We start from the raw sequence: 23,263 nt of genomic DNA, 5'->3' as shown, positions 1-23,263 counted from the left end.
GTATCCATATTTTTAAAAGCTTCCGCAATCTTGTTCATAAAGCCATCTAATGAGTCTACCGTCTCTACTAAATTTTCCATACATGTTTTTGCGAGACCCGCACAAGACTCTAGATTACTTGTAACCGGTGCATCAATGATAGTCGACATCCCCTTTGAAATCTCATCTGTCGAAACCTTAATACTTGCCTTAATACTTTGAATTCGCATCGGTTGGATCTGTTTAACGGACATTGCTCAATTCCTCCTTTGGTTTCAAGACATTGATAAACTCTTCATAGGAATGAACCACATGGTCTTTCCCGTCCTTGGTCACCTCTCCATAAACTGTTAGATTATCAAACAAATCTCTGTCCTTAGGGATTAAGAGACTGTATATATCAGAGAGAAGCTTGATATCTGTCTCGTTGGTCAAGAAAAATAGCCCACCTTTCTTCTTAGTCATCAAGTCATAGGCTGCAGGATACTCCTCCTTCAAACGCCAGTCTGAAGACTGTTCAATTACGGATTGAGAAAAACTAATTGGAGTGTCTATATGTAAAAGGTCACCTGCATAATATTCTTTTAAATTAGTAAATTCTTTAAATATATTAACATTTCTGTTCTCTAGAGCCTTTCCGGCATCCTTAGGGATGTCTTCTAGTTTACCTGTTGCCATGTTAAAGAGGACTTCCTTACGATCCTCACCTCCCGTTTTCTGGAGAACGACTGTCCGGTATTCCTGATCTTTGTAAGCAAAAAAATGAGTATAGGCACTTGAAACTGGAAAGTAAGAAGCATCATAATCCGCAATAGCCTTCAAAAGATCATACTCCTTACGAGGCAAATCATCCTGACTGGTATCATAGACCTGAATCTTCCAATACTCCCCCCAACTTAGATTCTTCACATCAAAGCGATTATCTCCCGATTCATAGATTAAACGGATACTTTCTGTGGCTATAAATCGTCTCCCATGAATTACCAAACTATAGTCAACCGGCTCATCCCTATCTCTTTTCCCATTACTATTCTTTGTCTCTTTCCAAGAAATGACCAGCCCCTGTCTATCAGCTATAAATTCATGAGATGCTGGTTCTACTTCAATTGACCAAACTTTATAGCGATCATGTGTCAAATAGCGATACAAAGGATAGCCTCCAGAAACCACAACAAGAAGGCTTAAAACCCCCAGAATGATTAGTATTTTTTTCCTGTATTGTTTCATTGACTTCCTCCTGAGTATTTACTATTTAGATAGAGCTGATATTCTTCATAGCCATGTTTGGCATTTTGGTCAGAAGAAATCGATAAATGTTCCAATACATTTTTATACGTTTTCAACTGGTCTACGCTCATATTGACTAGAGAAAGATCGGTCTCCTCGCCTAAGAGATACTTGCTCATTTCTGGTGTTACAGAATTTGAGTTAAGTTGATTTTCTTTGTTTATTGCTTCTTGGATTATTGCCCTTGTATCATTACTAGTACTATTCACCTTATAATGGCTGGACGACTTCGCATATTCAACATAAGGAACAAGACCTTCATTATCCATCTCTTTCAAGCGGACCTCTGTATAAAAATTATGTGTTCTCATGCGAGAAATTGCGACTGAACTCTTCCCATCTTTCTGGAAAAGATAGGTATTCCCTCGATTTAAAAAGTCATCCACCATCTCAATGCGTGTCTTTTCTTTTTCCAAGTCATATCCCTTTAACTGATCGACATACTTCAAATAGGCTTGTATGGTTGCTGTTGGTAATTGAATACCCATATTGTATGGACCCGTCTTCGTAAAACCACTTTCAACAACTTTCCCCTTAACGGTTATATCCTTATCAATCGCAGAAAAGAGTTCTTTACTGAATTCCTTAGAATCACTGGTAGCCAGAGCATCAATCATCGAGACGATAGGAACTGCTTCAGGTATGAAAGTACCAACCAGTGCATAAGTTATAGCTTTACCCATTGCAGCACGCATATCTTTATTCGCTTCTTCGCGAGATTTCTCAAGTTCACCGATCCGAGCCTGCTTCTCTGCCATATTATTTCCAATAGCGGTTGCGTATTCTTCCATTTTGTAAACCTTGGTTTCGGTTGTATTGCTAATACTCGTTGGATAAGAGTAGCCACCTATATTCATTTCCAAGGTTGTTTTCTTTGTATCAACCGTATTCTTAAATGAAAATGTTGCATCCGATATATCTGAAATTGAAACTTTTGTTCTCGTTTCGGTGACATATAGTTTGTCACCAACTGCTAATTTTCCTTTTGATGTTTCTGTCCGTCCTATCTCCATTACATAAAGAGATTCCATCAAACTAACAAACTTATCCGTCAAAGCAAGATGCTTATTATATGCTGCCATCTGGTTGCTCTGTAAAGTGCCGTCTTTAGCATATTGAACTTCCATAACCTTTTCAAGAGTATCACCTAGCCTAACTCCAGCCTTTTGAAACTCTAGCAAAAATGGTTGGTTAGCAGAAAAATCCCGATTCCCCATAGCGTCTAAAAGATGGTTCAGAGTGGCTGCATCTCCTGATTCAATCCACTCCATCATTTCCTGAGCACCAATACTGTAAAATCCTTCACTAAGATCCCCAGGTTTTTCGTTTAATATGTCTCCTGGCTGTTTATTAAGTATTGCACCTAAAGCACGTCCATCTGCTTCTGTTTGAATACTATCCAAATAACTGATTTTTCTCTTAGTAAGACTACCATTTTTAATTCCTGCTAAGATACTAGAAGCCGGAATATTACATACTGCACTGGCATTTTTTATTCTAGTCTGTAGAGTTTTTAGTTCTGCTTCTGCATCCGTAGTATCTTTTGATAAGGTATCATGTGCTTGTTGCAAGGCGTTATGAGTATCACGACGTGCAGTCGCTGCACTAGCTAAATCATCTCCCGCAGTTGTTTTAATAGTTGTTAAATCTTCTGATTCAATACCTAGTTCAGCAGTAGCATCGTTTAATAGCGTTTGAAGATTATCGACTTTTGTTTTGATCTTCTCATATTGTTCAGACTCCACGCCATCTAATTTTTTATAGACAGAATCATTACCAGTTTGTTGAGTCCATGCTTTATTTTGGAAACCGGCAGCTGTAGCAGCATTTTCAAATGTTGATAAAGCTGTTGAAAAATGCGTAATAGTGGTAGGATACTCTTGAAATACTTGGGTCTGTAAAGTATTCAATCGAGTGAAGAAAGCATTTATTGCCTCTCCTTTGTCCTCTGAATCTCCTGTTTTACCTGCCTTTTCATTAAATTTACGCATCGTTTGTTTAGAAGCCGAGTCCACACCTTTTGAAAACTCTTGAACAGCCGAACTATAACGAGCTATGGCCGGTAAGTCATGTACTTTTATAATATCACTCATACTTTACTCCTCCGTTGTTAGACTTTTTTCAATTTCTAACCAACTAATACTAAGGCTAATCCCCGACTTCTCTGTCTCTAATTCAGAAATTTTCTGAGTCAATTTGGCCACTACGTCATCACTCTTTGCTGAAAGCTTTTGTTTAGCTGTTTTTAGTATTTTCTCTTCATTATTGGTTTCATTTAAATATGGTGTTCCTGCTAAATAATAGGTCGTTTCAATATGTTCATTGCTCGTAAGTACATATTCTATATCCGTTGAAAAATCTGTAAGTGCTTTTTTACATTCTTCCAATCGACTAATTTGACTATTCAAATTAGTAATTTCTCCACGCTTAGCATCTATCTGAGCTTGTATGGTTGCTTTCCCCATCACTCCTCCTTATATCATTAATACTTTCATTCTACTTGCTAACCCATCGGCCACATAGTAGTGTTCTTGTTCTTCTAATTGTGGCTCACGAACAGGTCTGTTGGTTACTGTCAGAACTGATTGATCGCTTAAGCGAAGCCCTATAACAGCCTGCTTATAAGAGCGAACAGTTTTTGAGACCACATCAATGTATTTAGTAATCAATGGCGAACTCATTACAAGAGAACCATATCCAGCTCGAATTCCTTTGTCTAGGACATAAGCCAATGTATCAAGCGCTTCTGAGTTTAATTCTACCACTAATTCGGTTAAATTGTAAACAACCACTGTTGCAACATGATCTCGCTGTTTGCCTTCTAACCGCTCCTGAATTCTCTTCTCTATACTTGCAATCCCCGCCTGATATTCCTCTGGACTTGCAAGAATCGTCACTCCTTCCATTTCAGGTAAGTTATGATACTTCGGTGCCAAGATGATGACCTTCTGTTTCCCTTTGGCAATGTGTTTCACCAAGGCTGTCATCTGTTCTTCTTTATCTGTTAGGTAGAGAAGATTTCCTTTAGCCAGATTCCAAGTGACGGGCTCAACTGTCTCCATGTCAAGTCCTAATGGCACGAGGCCGTGTTCATAGGCAGTCTGCACGCTTGCTCGGCTATAGAAGTCTTTCTCCGTCAACTCCTCTGGTACCATCGGGATGGCACTTGGGCGTTGTCCTGTCCAGGCTTCTTGGAGGGAAGCCACTTCCTGACGTAGGTTGTTGAGGACTTGGGTATCATTAGCTCCATAAACTGAGAGTGCCAGCTGGATCACATCCACTTCTTCCCGCTTCATAAGGGCACGGCCCTTGATGTCTTCCATAGTCATAGCGAGTGGCGTAGAGCCCACGATGGCCCGCACTTCACCCGCCTCATTTTGTGGCAGGCTCAACTGGTGCTTGAAGTTTGAGTAAAGTTGTGCACGAAGGTTGGTCTGACGTCCGGCTGTCACCAAGAGGTGAACCCCGATACTGAGACCTTCACGGGAGATGCGCACCAAGAGCTTGAAGAGTTCCGCCTCATAGGCTTCTTCCTTGAAGGCCTCATAGCTATCTAAGAGGATGACAATAGCCGGCTCTTCCTGACCACTGGCCTGACGGTAGAGGTCTAAAGTCCCAACACCATAGTCCGCAAGGAGTTTCTTACGACGGTTGAGTTCTTTCTCCATGATTCGTACAAACTTAGAGATCTTCTCCGTTTGGTCCAGAAGCATGGTATCCGCCACCTGTGGAAGCTTGGACAATGGAGCCAAACCATTGGTACCAAAGTCCATCAAGTACATGGTAAGGGCCTTGGGACTGAATTTGCGAGCCAAGTCCATACCAGCAGTCTGAAGGAAGGTGGTCTTTCCTGTACCCGGACTTCCGTAGAGGAGGATATGACCATCCTTGGAGAGATTGATAGAGACAGCTTCCTGCTTCTGGGCCTGCGGGATATCTGCCATCCCCAAGAGGACAGAGAGTGGTTTCTCTTGTGTCCAGGCTACTGTCGGTTGCACTTCTTCCAGTTCGTCTAGTGCGATTCGCTCTTTGAGCGGTGGCAACCATGGCTGTGGTACTGGAGGAATTTCTTGTTCTTCACACAAGAGCTGGATATGGTGCACTATCGCATCCAACTCTGTTGGAACTTCCTTGATCTCATCCACATCTTCTAAGCCTGATAGGTCTTCATTCAAGATCTCATATTGGCCCAATTCATTGATTAGGTAGATGGTATGGTCCTCAATCCCCATATCGTCCTTGTCCGGCTGGTAATCCGCGCCTGACCAGGCTGACTGGAAGAGCTCATAGACTTCATTGTTTCCGACCTGCAGATAGGCACGTCCCGTCTGGGTGATCTCTGCCGCATCCGGTGTATGAAGCATTTCATTGGAGTCCGAACGATCCGCAACTTTAAGGGCAATCTTAAAGCGAGAGTTGGACCAGATCTGGTCATCGACCACACCTGATGGCTTTTGAGTTGCTAGGATCAAGTGGACACCGAGGGAACGTCCGACACGCGCGATAGATACCAACTCCTTGATAAAGTCGGGCTGGTTGACCTTGAGCTCTGCGAACTCATCTGAGATAAGGAAGAGATGAGGGAGCGGTTCTGTCGCTTCTCCGTTTTTAAATTTTTTCTGGTATTGATTGATATGGTTGACTTCGAACTCTCCAAAGAGTCGTTCACGACGATGGATCTCCGCATTGATCGAAGCCAAGGCTCGCATGGATTGGGCACCATCCAAGTTGGTAATCGTCCCCAAGAGGTGAGGTAGGTTTTTAAAGAGATTGGCCATCCCACCACCCTTGTAGTCGATCAGCAAGAAAGCCACATCATGAGGGTGGAAGTTAACAGCGAGGGATAGGATATAGGATTGGATGGTTTCTGATTTCCCTGAACCAGTCGTCCCTGCGATCAAACCATGAGGTCCATGGGCTTTTTCATGCAGATTGAGCTGTACCAGATCATCCTGACCACGCAGACCAATTGGCACAGCCAAACTCTTGTAAGGTGCGTTCTTTTTCCAACGGCTCGATACCTGCAAATCCTCAAAGGTCTCCGCCCCATACATTTCCATAAAAGTCACAGAATCTGGGATTGAACTCTTAAGGTTTTGGAGGTGATTGAGCGGTGCCAAGGTACGGGCGATCCGCTCCTTATCATAATCTGCTGGGAAATGGTCCAAACGGAAGTCCGTCTCTTTCAAGACTCCTTCTTCCATGACCAGTTGGCCCGTATTGCGGTCCTTGATATTGATCACTGTTTGGATGTTCTCAGACAAGGAACTCATGACATCCTCTACAAAGATGAGGGAGCAGCCTAATTCCGTTGGATCTTCGGTAAAGAACTCCATGATGATATGATCCAAAATCAGCTTCTCATCGGTCACTAAAACCACGTAATGAGGATGGAAGAGGGTGCTCTCCTTGTGGGATGCTTCTTCCTTTTGACTACGGCGTAGTTTCAAGATTTGGTTCAAACTATTCAGAACTTGGTCCCGTGTTCGTTGATTGTAGACAAAACCTCGGACATTGAGTTCTTGCAGTTTAGCATGAGGAAGCCAACGCATCCAAGACCATTGCTCTTTTTCCTCTTCAGGCAGGATCGTAATAAACTGCACATCATGATAAGAATGGAAAGTCGCTAGCTGCATCACCAAAAGTTGCAGTTGTTCTAGAACGAGATTTCTAGGTCCAATATAACCCACCGGTCCATGGCTGAGGTTTGCCGGGATTGGCATATCTGGGATTTTTTTGTGACGACTATAGAGAGCGTAACCCTCTTCTTCTAGAGCATCCTTCTTACCGCTACGCTCCTGTTGACCGTATTTCAAGTCATAGCTAGTCGGCATTTTCCCGAGTCCCAAACGATAGTATAAAAAGTCAAAATGCAAGGGAGTCTTTTCGTAAATTCGGTGATTGTAACTCTCAACCAAGTCCGTCAACTCTAAAACCGTTGGAAAATGATAGTGCATCCCTTCTTTTTGTTCTCGTTCCAGGCGAGTCAATTCCTTGACCTTATCTTTCAGGTAAAGGCGATAGAGATCGACCCGTTCCTTCTTATCAGCCTTGTACTTTTTACGATTTTTGATAAAACCACGGATAGAAAAAATCATTGTGGTTATGGACATCCCTACTGTCGCAAGAATATAGATCCCTCTAGGTTGAATCAAGGTGATCAAGACAGTTACCCCGACCATCATCAAAGGAGGAACGATCAGCTTTAACAGTTCATCACTCGGCTTAACCGGCTCCTGTCCTGGGGGATTGATCAAGATTTTATCCTCGCTACCACGATAGATGATCCGTGGAGAACGATGATAATCTGGATAATCTTCATAAAAACCATATCGAGATGGTTCTCTCAGAGTCAGTTGTGACCCAACTTGGGCAGGACCCTGAACCCATACTTCATCAGGATAGAACTTGATCGTCACCGCCCCTAGACTCAACTCATCTCCAAAACCAATCAATTGCTGGTCCATTTGTTCCAGATGATTGTTTCGATAAAATGCGCCTTTTAGTCGAGTTAGCTTCCATTGATTTTGGGATTTTTGGAGTAAGAGTTCAACATCTCCATCTAGTGTGATCAATGCACCTTTTTGAGAGCCAATCTGAAACTCTGATAAATCCAAAAGGTCATAAACCCTTGGCTCCCCTTCTCGGAGATAAAAGACGACCTCACCCAAACGCAGACCATCTTTCAAGAGTCCCACTTCATCGTCGTACTGATAAAAGACCTCGTCACCATCGACCTTGAGCTGAATCGGTCTTTCCTGTTGAGAAAGGTAGACTTGGGCCTTTTCAGTCGCCCCGATCAAGACCGTCTTATCTGCACTCAGTTCTACTTCATAACGCAGACCTTGGCTGTAGAAAATGATTTGTTTTTTCATAATTTCTCTCCTTGGTCTACTTAATTGCTAGAGGAACTACTTGGAACAGGTTTCTTCTCAGATGACGGTTTGCTTTCAGAAGCTTTGTCTTGCGGATTAGGAGTTGTAGAAGCATTGGAGCTTGATTCACTCGTTAGTAGCTCACTTCGACTATCCCAGTATTTCTTATACTCGCTTTCCAAAGTATTCAACTTACTTTCACGGTCTTTCCCTGACAAGTTGCCATCTTCTCGAACCTGCTTGATTTCCTGAGTCAAAGCGTAGAGAATCAAGTCACTGTCGTTAATCCGTTTGGCAATATCAAGAGCCTCTTCAAAGCGATTGCGCCCAACCTGGATCCAGTAAGTCAAATAAAGCTCATCTGACTTGAGTGTTACGTTGTTCAAGATGACTTTCTTTTGTTCAGAAGAAAATTCCAACCCCTGAATATAAGAGTAAGCCAACTCATACTTTTGCGTATTCGGCAAGCTAGCTGGATCAATTCTCTCTAATTCTGTAATAACACCACTATAATCAACTTTAATAAAGGCAGTATCTGCCTGCAACATCTTTTCTTTGAAAGGATTTTGCACAAAAATCAGATAGATCAGTGGAACGATCAACAAGACAACGCTGGCTGTTAACCAAATCGTTGCCAGTTTAAAGACACGATGGCGTCTACTTGGAACCAAGACCAAATCTGCCCGTTCTTTCGCAGCCTTCTCCGTGTAGTACTTCTCCAAAACAGCTACTGCAGCCTCTATATCATCTGCCTGACATAGGTCATTTAAGAAGTCGGGCAAGGTCTCTAATTCCAAGGAACCATTATAAAGATCCATGAAATCCAAATCGCTAAATAGTGTTACTGTAAAACATTTAGCCTGGCGTAAAAAATCTTCTGAGGATATGGATTGAGGAACCATCAGACCAGGAATTCCACGATAAGCAATCTTAGCCTGAGCATCCTTGGTAATAAAGAGATTTACTGGGTGCAAAAGGAAAGTCACAGGTAACTCCAAGGCGCCCTCTAGACGAAAAACGTTTAGGGCCAAACGGATTCTTTCCGAAATGGTACGTTCCTTTATTTCCTCATAAGTCAGTCCATGAGCTTCGACTTGATAGGAGAAGGTGACACTATCCTCATCAGACACCATCGATTGCTCCAAAAAGAATGGATGATGCAAATCCAATAGTAAGAGTTCCCGTAAATCTTGACTCGCAACATCTGAACGTTTGAGTTTTAATTCCCAGTTTGTTTCATTTTTTTCATAGACAAACGACTGTCCACCAAATTCAAATTTTTCTTCAGCCACCTATATCTCCTCAATTTCTACTAAATCTCCTGTCGTCATAGGATAATCAGACAGATGTTTCCCTTCATCAATCAACAAACCTTTATTGACAATTCTTAATTGATATTTTTTTCGCTTGATACCTGGATTAAAAATCGTATCCACTTCTCGCACCAGCCGGCGCACTTCAATTCGCCGTGGAATGCGAATATCCACATCTCTTTCTCTCAAACGTAGGGTAATATTGATATGTTGCTCCACCTTTTACACGCCTCCTATGCCTGGTTTATCCTTTTCTAAGTTATTTAGACAGACTAGTTAAAAACTTAGTCCATCCCTTCTACCATCACACGATAACTCATTACTGCCGTTGCTCCAAAAAGCAAGAAAATCAACACCACATAGAATATCTCTGGAAGAAAGTCATTCAGACCACCTTTTTCTACATGGCCTATATTTGTTTGAAATTTAATTGTTTTTTGAGCATTGGGCTGAAACAACTGTTCTTCAGAAGATTTTTTCACTGGTCTCTGTATAGCAGAAAACAGTTGGCCCCTTTCTGTGATCAACTGTTCCTCTTGATGCTGTTGCATGTCCTGCAACCTCTTTTGAGTTGCTTCATTAAAAAGCTCCTTGGTTTGTTCAGACTGTAGACCAAATTTCAATCCCTCTTTCTTTTCAAGTCGGGAATCATCAATCTGCAGACTATTATCCTTCAAATCATCTGCAGCAGCCCCAGAGACTGCTGCACATGTTACTAAGGTAAGAAGGAAAAGAATGATTTTCTTCATATTTCTATTTTCTATTCTTTCTCAGCTTGGTTTGCTTGAAACCACAAACTACTTTCTCTGATAAAAATATTTATAACAAGTAAAACAGCTATGACAACAATCGTTGCAACAAAAGCGATAATTGCTGCTGGATGTCCATCAAAGTATCCTGAAAGCAAACCTTCTAATATTGATAACGCATTGAGATTTTTGATAAATGCTGGGAAACCAGTTAGACTTGCTGTTGTCCCAATAGCATTTGATAGGTAGACAAAGCTAATCATCATAAAGAAGGAGAGTCCCATACCAATCACTCGGAAATGTTTAAGCAATAGATATTGTCCTTGAATCAGTACAAATGCGGCTAAAACAATTAATAGAACCCAAGATGGTTGATATTCACGACCAACCTGTAGCTGAACACTTGATACAACACCAACTACCAATCCGACAACGATACTTAAAGCAGATAGGATGGTTACCGTCATCAAGTCTGTATCATGTAACTTATCAAGTTTGAACTTATCTTTGACTTTGCGAATAACGTTTTGAGTTGCAAACAGATAGGCTGTAAAGAGACTAACAATCTCCAATAGTAAAATCCATGTAAATGGACGGTAAACATTGACAGTCGCTTTCACTGAAGTAGCATTTTGGGTAACAGGGTTGGATAAGAAGTTCAACAACACTTCATTTGGTACCCCATTTTGATAGGCATTATTCAGAACCTTCACAAAGGATTCTACAAAGTTTCCATTGTTAGTTAATTCTTCGTTAAACTGCGTCATCAAGGAGTCAGCATCTTGTGACAACTTTTCAGTACTTGTTTGAGCGTTTGACAATTCACGATTGAAATTACCTAAAGTCTCATTCACAGACTCTGCAGCTTTGACATTACTTTGAGAAGATTCCTTCACACCCGTAGTTTCTGACAAGAGAGCTGCATAATCCGAATTTAGGGTAGCCAATTGATTATTAGTCTCTTCAAAAGCATCATTGCCTTTCCCTTGCTTCTCAACCAAATCCTTTAGATTTTCTTCCAACTTCTTGTACAACTCTAACTGTTCATTGATTTTTGTATTCAATTCTTGGTTGGTAGTCAAAACATCCTTCACATTTTTTTCTAGAACAGGCTTGAGAGTAGTCAGTTTTGACAAGGCTTTATCTACTTTCTCTTTAGTACCCTCTGTATCTGTATCGCTAGCAGGTGCAGTCAGACTGTCTTCATACTTCTTCAGGTTTGAACTAATAGCTTCAAGCCAAATATTTGATAAAGCATCTGTTACATCACTATTTCGTAACTCTTTGACAGTATTGTATGCTTGTCTGAGTGCTTCCACCTTTTGGTAGTCAGAAGCTATTTTCTGAACCTTTTGTCCATAAGTCACTGCTGCTTGCTGAACGGCTAAGACATCTATCGGAGCACTGACTGCTTGAACATCATTCAAGGAAATATCAACAGTCTTTGGCTCCGCTTTTGGAGTTGGGCTTGAAGCCCCCGTTGAACTTGTAGTTGGAGTCGGAGCTGCCTCTGCAACACTATAGGCTACTTTGAAAGTCCCACCCGTCTTCAAATCAATTTCTTGACCAAACTCAACTGGTGTGCCATCATAAGTGACCGAATGAACCGTCACTCCTGTTCCAGCCTTCCATGATACCTTAGCCTTTGTTCCTGTTCGTCCAACAGCACTCGTACTCGTGATTGCCAGATGTTCCAGATTCTTCAAGTCCGTCAAAGAAATCTCGTCGCTTGGCTCTTTAATCGTTTTTAAATCTGTATAGTTTACAGAAGGAATTGTGATTGGTGTCATACCAAAACCACTAAATTCTTTTCCACTAAAGTCTTCTTTGGGTAATTCTGAGATTGCAGAAGCCAGCTGCTCTTTTAGAGATTCCTCAACCTTCTCTAAATCCTTGTTTGCAGCTTTATCCAAAAATCGATCAAGAGTGATTTTGCTCTTCTCACTTGTTCCATAGTAAGTGGCTAATTTCTCATCAATAAAGTTATGAATATCATTTTTATGATTTTCAAACTTGGTTCTTTCATCTGTTAGATTTTTCTGTAAGCTACCAATCTCTGTGCTGATGCTTTCTGCTACTTTTTTATAGTAAGCCTCAACTTCTGGTGACGTTCCATCAGTGGATGCTGGTGTTCCATCTATATTCGCAGTCAGACTACCTTGAGCTTTAATTAATTCCTTATAGGTTTCAATTTGTCCCTTAACGTCTTCCCGACTCTGAGAAATGAGCCCAGTGATAACATCCGCATGATTTTTCTTCTCATCTACTCTATTCTTAAGTAGAGTTCCAAACTTCTCGCCATAGGCAATCTGCGAAACATCAAAACGACCAAAAATCTGTGAGTAGCCCTCCAAACCTGTCTTTAAAGCAGTGTTGGCGTCAACAGAGGAACTAGACATACTATAGAGAGTTGGGAAAAGATTTTTAGAGTTGATAGCTGTATTATATAAATTCGTACGATAGTTTCCGATATTGGTTGCTTGTATCTGTGAGCTAGCTTGAACATTCTTTTGTGCTGTATAAAGGTTGTTCAAAATACTAGCCATATACATGTCAACTAACTGACCATTCAAATCAGAAACAATATCTTTCGCTAGTTTATTTGCATCATTTTCTACTTGCAAATTTCCTTGCGCATTCACCTTATAATTGATGGTTGTCTTATCAACATTGATGCTGTTAATATCGAGTATTTTTTCAGAAAAGTCACTAGGAATTGTTAAAACGAGTTGGTATTTCCCACTTTCTAACCCAGAATCAGCTGCTCCACGAGGGACAACAGACCAATTTTGTGAATTATCACGCTCGATATTTTTTACATAACTAGCACCTAGATTGTATTCTTTTGTATCTACGTAGACAGGCTTATCTTCATTTACGATAGCTACATTTAATTTTGTCTGCTGATTAGCCTTTGCATTATTCTCATTGCTAATCGTTGTATTTTTTTGAACAGATAGATTCAAAAAAATAATCAATGCAAGCAACCCTAATGCCAACAGACTACTTCCTATATATTTAAAAATTCTATTCTTCTTCATATTACTTTAAATCTTCTCCGTCATAAAAAATAGGAAGGCTCTCGCCCTCCTAAAGCCACTTATATAACAAATTAAATTTGTGATGCAAGATCTTGGTCGTTTTGTTCAACAATTTCAGCAACCTTGTTCAACTGTGCATTGATTTCATCAAGCAAAGTTGCAAACTCCTCAATTTTTGGAGACAATTCTGTGAATTGGCGATCAAAGCTCTCAAAAGCAGCACCTTTCCAGTTGTCTCGGATAGTATTTTGCTCTTGAGTCAATGTACGAAGTACTTGTCTTACTTCCTCAGAACCTTGAGTGTACTTTTGAGCAGAGGTGCGCAATTCTTCTGTTGTTAATTGAATTAAAGCCATGTGAAACTCCTTTATATTAATTTATGCCCTCATTATATCAATAATTTGCCTCAATTGCAAGTTTAAAATTCATTTTTTATTCTATTTATAAAAAAAATAAGAGCTATTCCCATCTAAAAACTAGTAAGAAAGATTAAATTATCTACTTTTCTTGTATAATTACTTCTTTTTTTATTTATAATAACAAAGTATAACAAACTCATATCATCCTTCTTTTATAAGGTATATTTGTCAAACGTTCTTTTCTTCTAACTTTCTATGAAAGTTTTTATTCTCTTGATGACGAGCTTCCAACACATTCTCTATACGACTCTTGTAAAGTTGATGATAGTTATCCAAATTGTTCTCTATCTCAAAGATATATGGTTGAATTTCAGCAAAACTACTGTCTCTGCATGCATAGGAAAGCGCCTCTAGGAGATGATCCGTCTCCCTACTAAACTTGTGGAAATCATCATCCAAATCCATCTCTAAACGCTCTAAGTCTCGTAATTTACGATTATGCTCATCCTCTAGTTTCTGAAGTTCCTTTTTATCCATCACAAGTTTTCTCCTAGTTTTTGATTGGACTTTGTAAAGTAGGGGTTTGCATGGTCTGAGTCAAGTAAGTTTCAGCAGCATCAGCAGCCTTGCCCTCAAATCCACCCTTAATATTGTTTACATAAGTCTTAGAAGCGTACTCTTACATATCTGAAGCTGCTTCTTGCAACTTTTTAGCTAACTCCACTCCTTTAGCAAGGATTGACAGTTCTTTTGCAGTTACTAAGGCCCTGACTGCTTGGCGTTCTTGTTCCTTCATTCTTTCTTTGAAGCCTCTGTCAAGTTGCTCTCTTGTAATTAAAGTATCCTCATCCGTTAGGACTAACATTCTTTCCCCTCCATGTTTGTTTTACATCCGCCAATAGATTGTTAAAATCTTCAGCACTATCTGTATCTATGCTCTCAAAGGAACCACTAGCTTTAACCAAGCTTTCCCCTAGTTGCTCGATTTGTGTCAGGAAGGATGTTGCTGCAGTCTTCGTGTCACTTGCAACGCCTTCATCCCAAAAGCTTGTTGTGTCAAAACCAGAAAGTAGATTTGTAACTTCTGAACTTGACAAATATCCAACCATGTCAAACGCTGTCTGTCTTGTTTCTTTTATCATGTTTTGAATATCTTCCTTAGCATCTGAAAGTAAAGTTTTCACAGATTTAACTTTGTCTTCCATGTCAAAATTTGCCAACTGGGCTGCTGTCTGAAGCAACTGAGCTCGGACCAAAATCCTCTTTTCTCCTGTAAGATTACCATCTCTCAGTTGTTCCTGATAACGAGGAATAGCTTCTCGATCCCATTTTATCGATTCTTTACGAGCTTCTTCGACAATTTTACTATACTCTGTTTTAAAATTCTCATAAAAGCCATATCCGATAGCTGCCTTATTTACGATTTCCCCCCTCATAATGGCATTTAAAACATTTGAGGCTACATTTTCATCGACTCCTAAAGCCCGGAGGGAATCCAAGGTTGTCGCTATCAGTCGAGCTAGCTTTTCACCTGCCCTGAGCAATTCTGGGTGAAAATCCTCAGACGCAGTCAATAAATTTCCCTTTCCATCCGATTGGAAAACACCAAAGTCATGGGAACTTTCCGGATCAGTAATCTGGGTATAATGAAGGGGGACAAGGACATTGACTTTACCGACGGGTTTTTTAAGAGGTTCATCGGAGTCCCCAGGTAATTTGGTAATGGTATGCTCACGATTGAGCATACCCACGACATCAAAAGGATTGACATAGTACTCTATTTTTTCGCTAATCTTTTTGATTTTCTCATCGCTGAGTCCCATTTTCTTTAAACTCTTTGTCGTGTCCGGGCCGTCAAAGAGGACGACTTTGCCGATTTTCTCCAGTTCTTCATCAGTAAGGCCAGCTACCCCTTGCGCAGAGACAATGGTTCCTAGGGAATGAGCTGCAATGTCCATCGTCGCATTTGGAGCCTTTTCGCGCATCTCAGCGATTTTCGTTTTCATTCCTACTGTTGCTAACTTGGCTTGCGGCGTATGGATATGGTTGAGCGCAAACTGAGCGTCGTTGTCAACCCAGTCGTTCCAATTTTCTTTACTGATGGCATCACTGCCGCGGATAGTCATATAAGTTTTCGTAGTATCATTAGTCAAGGTAGGCGTATCCGTTAAGTAGTAGGCACTGAAACCAGCTTCATCATCAGTTAAGAGTCCTTTTTGATAACGTTTGTGACGAATATCCTGCCTCATCCCATTCGCATCAGGAACTGGTATCGATGTAACTTTATAAGTATCTCGCAAATCAGGATCTGGCTGCAAGTAGACCTTACCGTCATGAGGAAGATGTTTACCTCCGGGAGTGATTTCACCATCATCATCTATATCTTGGGAATAATCTATCAAAGTCCAATTTACAGCATTATTATAGCGTGATAAAGTATTTGGTCTCCCTCTATAAGCCGACTGAGATAAATTTGCATAAAAATTGTCATAATCTTTTAGATTACTATCCGTCATACTTGTCCCAACCTCCATTTTTTAACACTCTAGGCTGATTATACATACCAATCCTATCTATTGAAGGCACATCATTTTTATTTTTTAATCGAAAATCTATTGTAAAGTCAGAATCCTTTATATGATTAAAAGAACCCTTCACTGATAGATTATAACCTCCCCCCTGTGGAGTTCCATTCCCTATCTGTTCAACAGTTAAACTATTCCAATCCATCTGAACAGATTCTATCTTTGAATTTTTAGACTTTACAAATTTTACAATTTCTTCTTCATGTTCCTTTAAATAAGCCATCTGCTTAGCCCGTGGGCTCAGAGTTATTCCTCCAAATAGATTTGTTTTCTGTGCCATCCATGCGCCTCCTCCAAATACTACAAGGGCTATAACTAGCCAAAGTAAAGTACGTTTTTTCATCTCTTTCTTCCTATATAGTGGAATCTAAGTATATTATATCATGAATGTAAAAAAAAATACTTTTAGCAAGTATTCGAAATCGGTGGGGAATGAAGAGAATGTTAAATTTGAGTAAAAATTATCAAAGGTTTTAAGTTACTATTAATCAAAAATCCTTCCTCCTACTCGCAATGGACCGCCTTGCATCATAGTATCAAAAGCAACTCGTCCATCTTCAATTTCAAAAATTACTTGCCAAGTTGAGCCCTCTATATTATTAAAGCCTCCTCCAACTATTACAACATTCCCTCCTCCTTTTGGAGTTCCATTTCCAACTTTTTCCCACATTGTTTCATCCCAATCAATCTGAACAGATTCTACTTTATGATCTAAAGATTTTACAAACTCCTTAATCTCCTCTTCATGCTCCTTTAAATAAGCCAACTGCTTAGCCCGTGGGCTTAGAAATAGATTTGTTTCTTGTGCTATCCATGCGCCTCCTCCAAATACTACAAGGGCTATAACTAGCCAAACCAAAGTACGTTTTTTCATCTCTTTCCTCCTATATAGCGGAATCTAAGTATATTATACCATGAATGTAAAAAAAAATACTTTTAGCAAGTATTTGAAGTCAGTGGGGAATGAATGATGTTAAATTTGAATAAAAATTATCAAAGGTTTTTAAATTACTATTACTCAAACGGTTTCCCTCCAATGCCTAGGCCATTAACTAATGTCATCGAAGCTAAATCAACTTTTCCATCATCTACAATTATCATTACATGCCAACCAGAATTATCAATGTTATTAAACGTTCCATAAACATCAATAATATCTCCTCCTCCTTGAGGTGTACCATTTCCTACCTTATCCCATTGTGTCTGTCTCCAATCAATTTGAACAGATTCAATCTTTGAATTTTTAGACTTTACAAAATCTTCTATTTCTTTTTGATGCTCCTTTAAATAAGCCAACTGCTTGGCTCGCGGACTTAGAAATAGATTTGTTTCCTGTGCTAGCCATGCGCCTCCTCCAAATACTACAATGGACAAAACCAGTAAAATCAAGGCACGTTTTTTCATATTGATACTCCTTCAGATATATCATCTCCCTCTTACAATCCCAAACTCCTTAATTAAAAACAAATTACGGATCTATTGTTGCTTTAGAAATAGAAGATTGTCATTAAAACTAGTATAGCATAAAAGCCTCAAACAGCCTATTTCACCAATCACTCTTCTTGAAGATTTGTTAATAATTTGACCAGAAGAATTTGAGTTGAATGCAAAGAAACAATAGTGTGAATTGTGCTAAAAATCATCAAAAACACCTCATAGTGTGAATCATGAAGTGCTTGTGAACGTTGATAGTATCGTATTGATTAACGTTCTGAGGCAACTGACTTTGTCAGATTGCACCAATTTAGTATGAAAATATAAAAAAGAACACCTCGAAAGGTGCTCTCTGTAAGTATAGTAATTTTCTCGAATTAACGTTTACTAAATTGTGATGCTTTACGAGCTTTCTTAAGACCTGGTTTGGAAAGTATGAGTTTCATTTGGGCTAAAAACAGCGTAATACCAAGTCTTTTCAGAACGATATCTACTGATTCATTTCATAAAATTTGAATCAATATTTCTTAAATAGGGGAATAAACTAATCTACCTCCTCTTAATTGAACTCACTATTATAGTTTTAAAATATTATTTTTTTAAGTAAAATTCTTTATCAAATATTTTCATACTTCTACATAAATCTCCAAATTTTGAAGTATTTTCTCTTTTTTTTGACCATTGAGCTGCTTCTTCAGGAGAAAGCTTGCCTGTTTCTACCTGATAAATACCAAATAATTTTACTCTATGCTGCCACTTAGACTTATTATTATATTTCCCTAAATAATACCACTCAGATATCATGGCTAAAAATATAATAATGAGCGCTTCTTCTAACTCCGAATTTTCATCCGAAATTTCTTGAGATAAATACCATTCTTGAAATTTCTTTATCTTTTCAATAATATCTTGATTTTGATATCCAAAAGTATTTTCAGAATAAATATCAAATTTTCCCGAGTAATCTTTCCCTTTCTCTGAACTGCCGTAGGTATCATAGAAGCCTGCAGCTTTATCAATAAACTTAACGAACGTTTTTATTGCTAGGTCTATTACCTTGATGTTATCCCCTTTATAGTATTTTTTTATGATGTTAAAATAATCAGCGTCTCCCATACTGTAAGCTCTTTTTTCATTATTTACTTCTTCAATAAGACTAACTTGAAATTTATCTGGATTTACTTTTTTATTTCCAAGATTATAAACTATTGTATTTCCTGAAGTTGAAACTGCCATTTCCCGAATTGGTTTTTTCAATTCATTGAAGTCTCTATAATTTTGTTTTCCCCACATATAATCCTGCTTTCATTTATTTTTACTACAAACTTAATTTATCTAGTGGGATAGAATTAAAGAAGTAATCACATCCCATTTTCTTGATATAATTTTTTGTATCTTCATATTGTTCGTGTTTAAACCAATCATTGAAAACACAGAAGTATTTAACCTTATAACCTAAAGAAGTAAATAATTTCTCATATTCCATTTTTTAAATGACACCCGAGTAATTTTTCATCCACAATTCCTGAAGAGTTTTGAAATTTCTTGTCAATAATATAGGCGAATTTATTTTGTTCATTTATAAAGCACTCATCTGGCTGCCACTGTTTTGAATTGTATTCTTTATAATTTATTCCTCTTGGTTTTAAAAAAATACTATACAACTTTGATTTTGAAACGGAATAGCCTATAAGAACATTATTTTTAAACACTCTATGCTGTATCACTTCAATCCCTGCCTCTTCCAAAGCATCATCTAATGACGTAATTTGTTCAAACAATAACCCATTTTTATTAGTTTTTGAACCACCACCATGTTTAGTGGGTATTCTATTGTTCATATTTTTACCCTAGTCTCTCTTGGGTATAACACCCCACGTCATATTTCTTCCAGAATAGTTCCAATAACGTATATCCTGTTCAATAAATAACCATTTAATCGTTTTTACAATTTGATCAGTAGGATAGCCTATATTAAATGTTATAGCTCTTATTTCAGAATCTGTAATCTCTTCACACTCAAAAACTTTTAGTAGTAAATCATATAACTTTTTATACATCTCTGGATCTGACTCTTTTTTCTTTTGAAGGTCTAAACCAAAATCTGTATGTTTAGGATAGTTTCTTTTTCGTTTATTAGGTTCTGAATAATTCATATTTTCGACACAAACTAAAAAATCAAAACCATTATGTAAATTTGCAGGTCTTTGTAGATATACTCTATCGCCACTTTCTAAAGTTTCAACAAAATATTTGTATTTAGAAGCATCATTTCCTCTTCCCACACCCGCTTCTTCTTGTGAAAATTTCTCTACCACTCTCATTCGTACTTCATTTCTTGTTCCACTATTTGAAAAACTATAAGTAATTTCGTGATTAGACATAACTCCCCTTTTCCCACTTTAAAACCTATCAAAATAATAATGACAGTGCTTTTTAAAATATAATTTGATCTATTATAGATCATTTTGGACTAAAATTCTAGATCAATTCGGAATTTTTGATACTGTCAATAATTATGTGTAAACACTCAAGTAGAGTTATCTATCAAAATAGTAGAAAAGGAGAATTTCATCATGAAAAAAATCTTAACACTCCTACTTCTTCCCTTATCAGCTTTTCTTCTCATTTTTTGTTCATCACAATACAACCTAGATGGCAACTACTATTAGATTGATACCGAAAAATACCTAAGAAATGAGTTGTCATTCTCTATCAAAGATACTGAAGGTACGATTGAGAAGGGAGAGTACTACAGATTCACCGTCAATAGTAAAAACAACTGAAGATGTGTCATCTAAAGAAGGTGCTGATGCTTATAAAGAAGCACTCTAGAAGTACAATGAATTACACAACTAAAAGAAAAGTCATTCAGTTTATATACACTGAATGGCTTTTTAATTTATCTAAATCACTTGATTCTCTTCAAAATATTTTCTTTCACTTCGCTTTTATCTATGTGTTGCAGTTGAAATAATTTTGTAAATCTCATCATTTTCCTTCAAGGAAGTTAATAAATCCTTAAACATAAACGCATTGAAGTTGTTAGCTTTTTCTTGTTGTATTAAAAGCAACGCCATTACCCATAAAAACTCAACCGGATACTCACCTATACTATCCAACTCTCTATATTCTTCTTCCAATGAAGTAGAAATACATTCTTGAATGATTCTATTCCTATCATCATTAGTTTTCATAGGACTTTCAATAGAATTCCAATAATCAAGTAATTTTTCAATAAAATGAATTGACAGTTCTTTTTGAATTTGCTTTTTTAAAACCAAATCTACTGACCAATGAATATGTTTTGGAGTACGAAGCCTACTCCATACTCCATCTTTTAAAACCCTATATTTTAGCACCATATCAAACTCAGAAAAGGACCCTTGATGTATATATAAGATATATTTATCAGAAATCAAAATTTCCTTAATCAATTCATTAGCATGGTAATCTGGGTTTGAGTAGCTAACATCCCGATATTCTTTTTTTCTCCTACTACTTTCTGGGATCGCACCAACTTGTTTTAAGAATCTAAAATATAAATTATAAGTTTTTGTTGTTTCTTGTGATCCATGAACAGATTCTTTTTTATCCAACAGTTTCAACAATAAGTAATGTGGATAAAAACCTTCTTTACTGAAATCGATATTATCGATTTTTAAACCCTCAATATCAGTAATTAGTCCTTGTAAATCATACCCATCAGAGTGTATACCTAAGTATTTTGACAAGTTTTTAAAGTTTGTCGTTAACAATGAAGCAATTGAATCTTCTGATAGTAAATTGTTCAAGATACGCATAATATCTTTCTTCTCAATTTGACAACTGCCACTATTTTGTCTCTTTCTTATAACGACTTTCCCATTATAAGAAAAACAACCAATAGTATACTCTCCATCTTTAAAAGTAAAGAAGGCATATCCATATTTTTTTATAACAAACTCAGACATTAAAAATCTCCTACATTACAAACCAAGGATTCTTCTGATTTCCCCTACAAATTGCTTTTTAAAATAGAAAGCATGATTCTTGTTCGAAACCTCTCTACCATACACATTTGAATAAATTGGATGATATGGTTTAGAATCCTTGCTTCTTATTTGCATGAATTTCCCGTTTGAAGTATGGATAAATCCATCATCGCTGGTTTCAATATGATGGTTCAACAACTGACAAATTGTATCATAATCGTTGTGTAGTTGTTCCCTCAAACTAAAGAATCGTTCTTCATTCAAATCAACATGGATGCTCTCTAAAAACGACCATTCTGCTGGTTCTCCGACTTTACAAACGGGAACATACAAAATATTGTCAATTTTTTCAAAAAGTGATGTTTCTTCAAACGGTATATTCTGCAACAAATCATCGATCATGCTACTAACCTGAGTAATAAAAATCGTTTCTTTTGGTTTGCCTGTTTCGTCACACTTATTAGTCTTCAATTCCCCATCCTCAAAATCTCTATTTGTGTTGGATAGTTGCATCCCTAAAGCTAATTCTAAAAGTTGTCCGGTCTTGCCTTTATTAACTATGATAGTTTGCAATTCTCCGGCAGTAAATAAGTCTTTAAATTTAATATTGGCAATCTCATTCAACTTTCTTTCAGCTTCATGTAGTTTCATTTCAGAATTCCCCATTCTATCTTTATTTTTAAATCAACTCAATCCATTTCAAACAAAAATCAATTTGATCTATTATAGATCACTTTTCAGATATTTTCTATTCTTTTAATTATCTGATATAATAGAACCTGCTAATGTTCTATCAATAAAATTAAGAAGGAGGTCTATCACTTGCAACCTTTTGTAAAATGGGCGGGTGGAAAAAGACAACTAATTCCCGAATTAACAAAAATTATGCCCTCAAATTTCAATCAATATTTTGAACCTTTTATCGGTGGTGGAGCTCTACTCCTTGAATTAGAACATAAAAACTCAGTTATCAGCGATAATAATCACGTCTTAATTGGGACATATAACGATATAAAACACAACCTCGATAAATTATTTCCATTACTGGATAAACTCCAAAATGAGCACAATTCGTGTGGCGATAAAGAAAAAGCCAAAGAATTCTACTATCAACAACGAGATAATTTCAACCAAATTATTTTTGATGATAATGAATCCTTAAATAGAAGTGCCCTTTTCTTGTATCTCAATAAAGCGTGTTTCAATGGTCTATACAGAGTTAATTCTAAAGGTCTTTTCAATGTTCCATCTAACCAAAAAACTACTATCAACATTTATGAACGAGATAATTTAGTACAAATTTCTCAATTTCTGCAAACGGTAGATATTTACAATCAAGATTTCGAAAAAACAGCTGTTAAAGCAAAAAAAGGAGACCTCGTTTTCTTCGATTCTCCTTATGCTCCACTAAATCCTACTTCTTTTGATTCTTACACTAAAGAAGGTTTCAGCACGGAAGAACACATTCGTTTAGCAAACCTTTTTAAAAAATTAACAAAAAATGGAGTTTACTGTATTCTCACCAATCATAATACAGAGTTCATCAGAGATTTATACAAAGATTTTCATGTCAAAGAAGTCAATGTTAAACGTATGATCAATAGTGATGCTAAAAATAGAGTTGGGAAAGAAGTCATAATTACAAATTATGAACTTGAGGTTTAACA

21 protein-coding genes and 2 pseudogenes are annotated in these 23,263 nt (G+C 37.7%); 1 reads left to right on the top strand and 22 read right to left on the bottom strand.

The annotated features are described in order from the left end of the window. The 22 genes and pseudogenes from GMD5S_RS0203630 to GMD5S_RS0203525 form a co-directional block, all read right to left on the bottom strand. A partial coding sequence (locus GMD5S_RS0203630) for a hypothetical protein (RefSeq protein ID WP_016893677.1) occupies positions 1 to 233 on the bottom strand: 233 nt, incomplete at its 3' end. Then, positions 223 to 1,206 (bottom strand): hypothetical protein, encoded by a 984-nt coding sequence (locus tag GMD5S_RS0203625; protein WP_000816351.1) that lies wholly within the window; start codon positions 1,204 to 1,206, stop codon positions 223 to 225. The genes GMD5S_RS0203630 and GMD5S_RS0203625, both read right to left, overlap by 11 nt. Continuing rightward, a complete protein-coding gene (locus GMD5S_RS0203620; protein ID WP_001279978.1) occupies positions 1,203 to 3,359 on the bottom strand; it encodes a hypothetical protein in 2,157 nt (718 codons plus the stop codon). The genes GMD5S_RS0203625 and GMD5S_RS0203620 overlap by 4 nt, the downstream gene beginning before the upstream one ends. A 3-nt stretch (positions 3,360 to 3,362) precedes the next feature. Then, positions 3,363 to 3,731, bottom strand: coding sequence for a DUF5082 family protein (locus GMD5S_RS0203615; RefSeq protein ID WP_000513720.1), 369 nt, complete (start codon positions 3,729 to 3,731; stop codon positions 3,363 to 3,365). Positions 3,732 to 3,740: 9 nt separating this feature from the next. Then, entirely contained in the window at positions 3,741 to 8,141 is a 4,401-nt protein-coding gene (gene essC, locus GMD5S_RS0203610) for a type VII secretion protein EssC (RefSeq protein WP_000744027.1), read from the bottom strand. A gap of 20 nt (positions 8,142 to 8,161) precedes the next feature. Continuing rightward, positions 8,162 to 9,433, bottom strand: a complete 1,272-nt coding sequence (gene essB / locus GMD5S_RS0203605; protein ID WP_000796947.1) for a type VII secretion protein EssB — start codon at positions 9,431 to 9,433, stop codon at positions 8,162 to 8,164. Beyond that, on the bottom strand, positions 9,434 to 9,673 hold the full coding sequence (locus tag GMD5S_RS0203600; RefSeq protein ID WP_000434883.1) for an EsaB/YukD family protein: 240 nt from the start codon (positions 9,671 to 9,673) through the stop codon (positions 9,434 to 9,436). A 65-nt stretch (positions 9,674 to 9,738) separates the two neighbouring features. Further along, positions 9,739 to 10,203 (bottom strand): type VII secretion protein EssA, encoded by a 465-nt coding sequence (essA, locus tag GMD5S_RS0203595; RefSeq protein ID WP_000720508.1) that lies wholly within the window; start codon positions 10,201 to 10,203, stop codon positions 9,739 to 9,741. An 11-nt stretch (positions 10,204 to 10,214) separates the two neighbouring features. Next, complete coding sequence (gene esaA / locus GMD5S_RS0203590; protein ID WP_025172602.1) at positions 10,215 to 13,244, bottom strand: type VII secretion protein EsaA; 3,030 nt, start codon at positions 13,242 to 13,244, stop codon at positions 10,215 to 10,217. A 71-nt stretch (positions 13,245 to 13,315) separates the two neighbouring features. Then, a complete protein-coding gene (locus tag GMD5S_RS0203585) occupies positions 13,316 to 13,600 on the bottom strand; it encodes a WXG100 family type VII secretion target (protein ID WP_001173991.1) in 285 nt (94 codons plus the stop codon). A gap of 231 nt (positions 13,601 to 13,831) precedes the next feature. Beyond that, the gene (locus GMD5S_RS0203580; protein WP_000358232.1) at positions 13,832 to 14,140 is read right to left on the bottom strand and encodes a hypothetical protein; all 309 of its coding nucleotides are present in this window, start codon (positions 14,138 to 14,140) and stop codon (positions 13,832 to 13,834) included. Positions 14,141 to 14,153: 13 nt separating this feature from the next. Next, positions 14,154 to 14,468: pseudogene (locus GMD5S_RS10870) on the bottom strand (hypothetical protein). Continuing rightward, a complete protein-coding gene (locus GMD5S_RS0203570) occupies positions 14,449 to 16,119 on the bottom strand; it encodes an Mbeg1-like protein (RefSeq protein WP_000132379.1) in 1,671 nt (556 codons plus the stop codon). The pseudogene GMD5S_RS10870 and the gene GMD5S_RS0203570 overlap by 20 nt, the downstream one beginning before the upstream one ends. Beyond that, positions 16,109 to 16,531 (bottom strand): hypothetical protein, encoded by a 423-nt coding sequence (locus GMD5S_RS0203565; RefSeq protein ID WP_000747466.1) that lies wholly within the window; start codon positions 16,529 to 16,531, stop codon positions 16,109 to 16,111. The genes GMD5S_RS0203570 and GMD5S_RS0203565 overlap by 11 nt, the downstream gene beginning before the upstream one ends. Positions 16,532 to 16,672: 141 nt before the next feature. After that, positions 16,673 to 17,062, bottom strand: coding sequence for a hypothetical protein (locus GMD5S_RS0203560; protein WP_000747476.1), 390 nt, complete (start codon positions 17,060 to 17,062; stop codon positions 16,673 to 16,675). A gap of 140 nt (positions 17,063 to 17,202) precedes the next feature. Next, on the bottom strand, positions 17,203 to 17,592 hold the full coding sequence (locus GMD5S_RS0203555; RefSeq protein ID WP_000745394.1) for a hypothetical protein: 390 nt from the start codon (positions 17,590 to 17,592) through the stop codon (positions 17,203 to 17,205). A gap of 407 nt (positions 17,593 to 17,999) precedes the next feature. Further along, positions 18,000 to 18,104 (bottom strand): annotated as a pseudogene (locus GMD5S_RS10780) (30S ribosomal protein S9); the annotation flags it as partial. Positions 18,105 to 18,213: 109 nt separating this feature from the next. Then, positions 18,214 to 18,915: a DUF7004 family protein gene (locus GMD5S_RS0203550; RefSeq protein WP_000264479.1), complete on the bottom strand. Its 702-nt coding sequence runs from the start codon at positions 18,913 to 18,915 to the stop codon at positions 18,214 to 18,216. Between the two features lie 182 nt (positions 18,916 to 19,097). Then, entirely contained in the window at positions 19,098 to 19,463 is a 366-nt protein-coding gene (locus GMD5S_RS10190; protein ID WP_008282470.1) for a hypothetical protein, read from the bottom strand. Between the two features lie 9 nt (positions 19,464 to 19,472). Further along, a complete protein-coding gene (locus GMD5S_RS0203540; protein WP_000064905.1) occupies positions 19,473 to 20,006 on the bottom strand; it encodes a hypothetical protein in 534 nt (177 codons plus the stop codon). A gap of 567 nt (positions 20,007 to 20,573) precedes the next feature. Further along, a complete protein-coding gene (locus GMD5S_RS0203530) occupies positions 20,574 to 21,575 on the bottom strand; it encodes a hypothetical protein (protein ID WP_001288894.1) in 1,002 nt (333 codons plus the stop codon). Between the two features lie 15 nt (positions 21,576 to 21,590). Next, the gene (locus GMD5S_RS0203525; protein ID WP_000766070.1) at positions 21,591 to 22,247 is read right to left on the bottom strand and encodes a MutH/Sau3AI family endonuclease; all 657 of its coding nucleotides are present in this window, start codon (positions 22,245 to 22,247) and stop codon (positions 21,591 to 21,593) included. Between the two features lie 171 nt (positions 22,248 to 22,418). Here GMD5S_RS0203525 and GMD5S_RS0203520 point away from each other — a divergent pair, with 171 nt between their 5' ends. Continuing rightward, positions 22,419 to 23,261 (top strand): DNA adenine methylase, encoded by an 843-nt coding sequence (locus tag GMD5S_RS0203520; protein ID WP_001182267.1) that lies wholly within the window; start codon positions 22,419 to 22,421, stop codon positions 23,259 to 23,261. Positions 23,262 to 23,263: the final 2 nt, after the last annotated feature.

Source organism: Streptococcus sp. GMD5S, assembly GCF_000298715.2.
Lineage (GTDB): Bacteria > Bacillota > Bacilli > Lactobacillales > Streptococcaceae > Streptococcus.
Note: the sequence above shows the minus strand (reverse complement) of the source record. Positions and strands in the feature narration are given on the sequence as shown.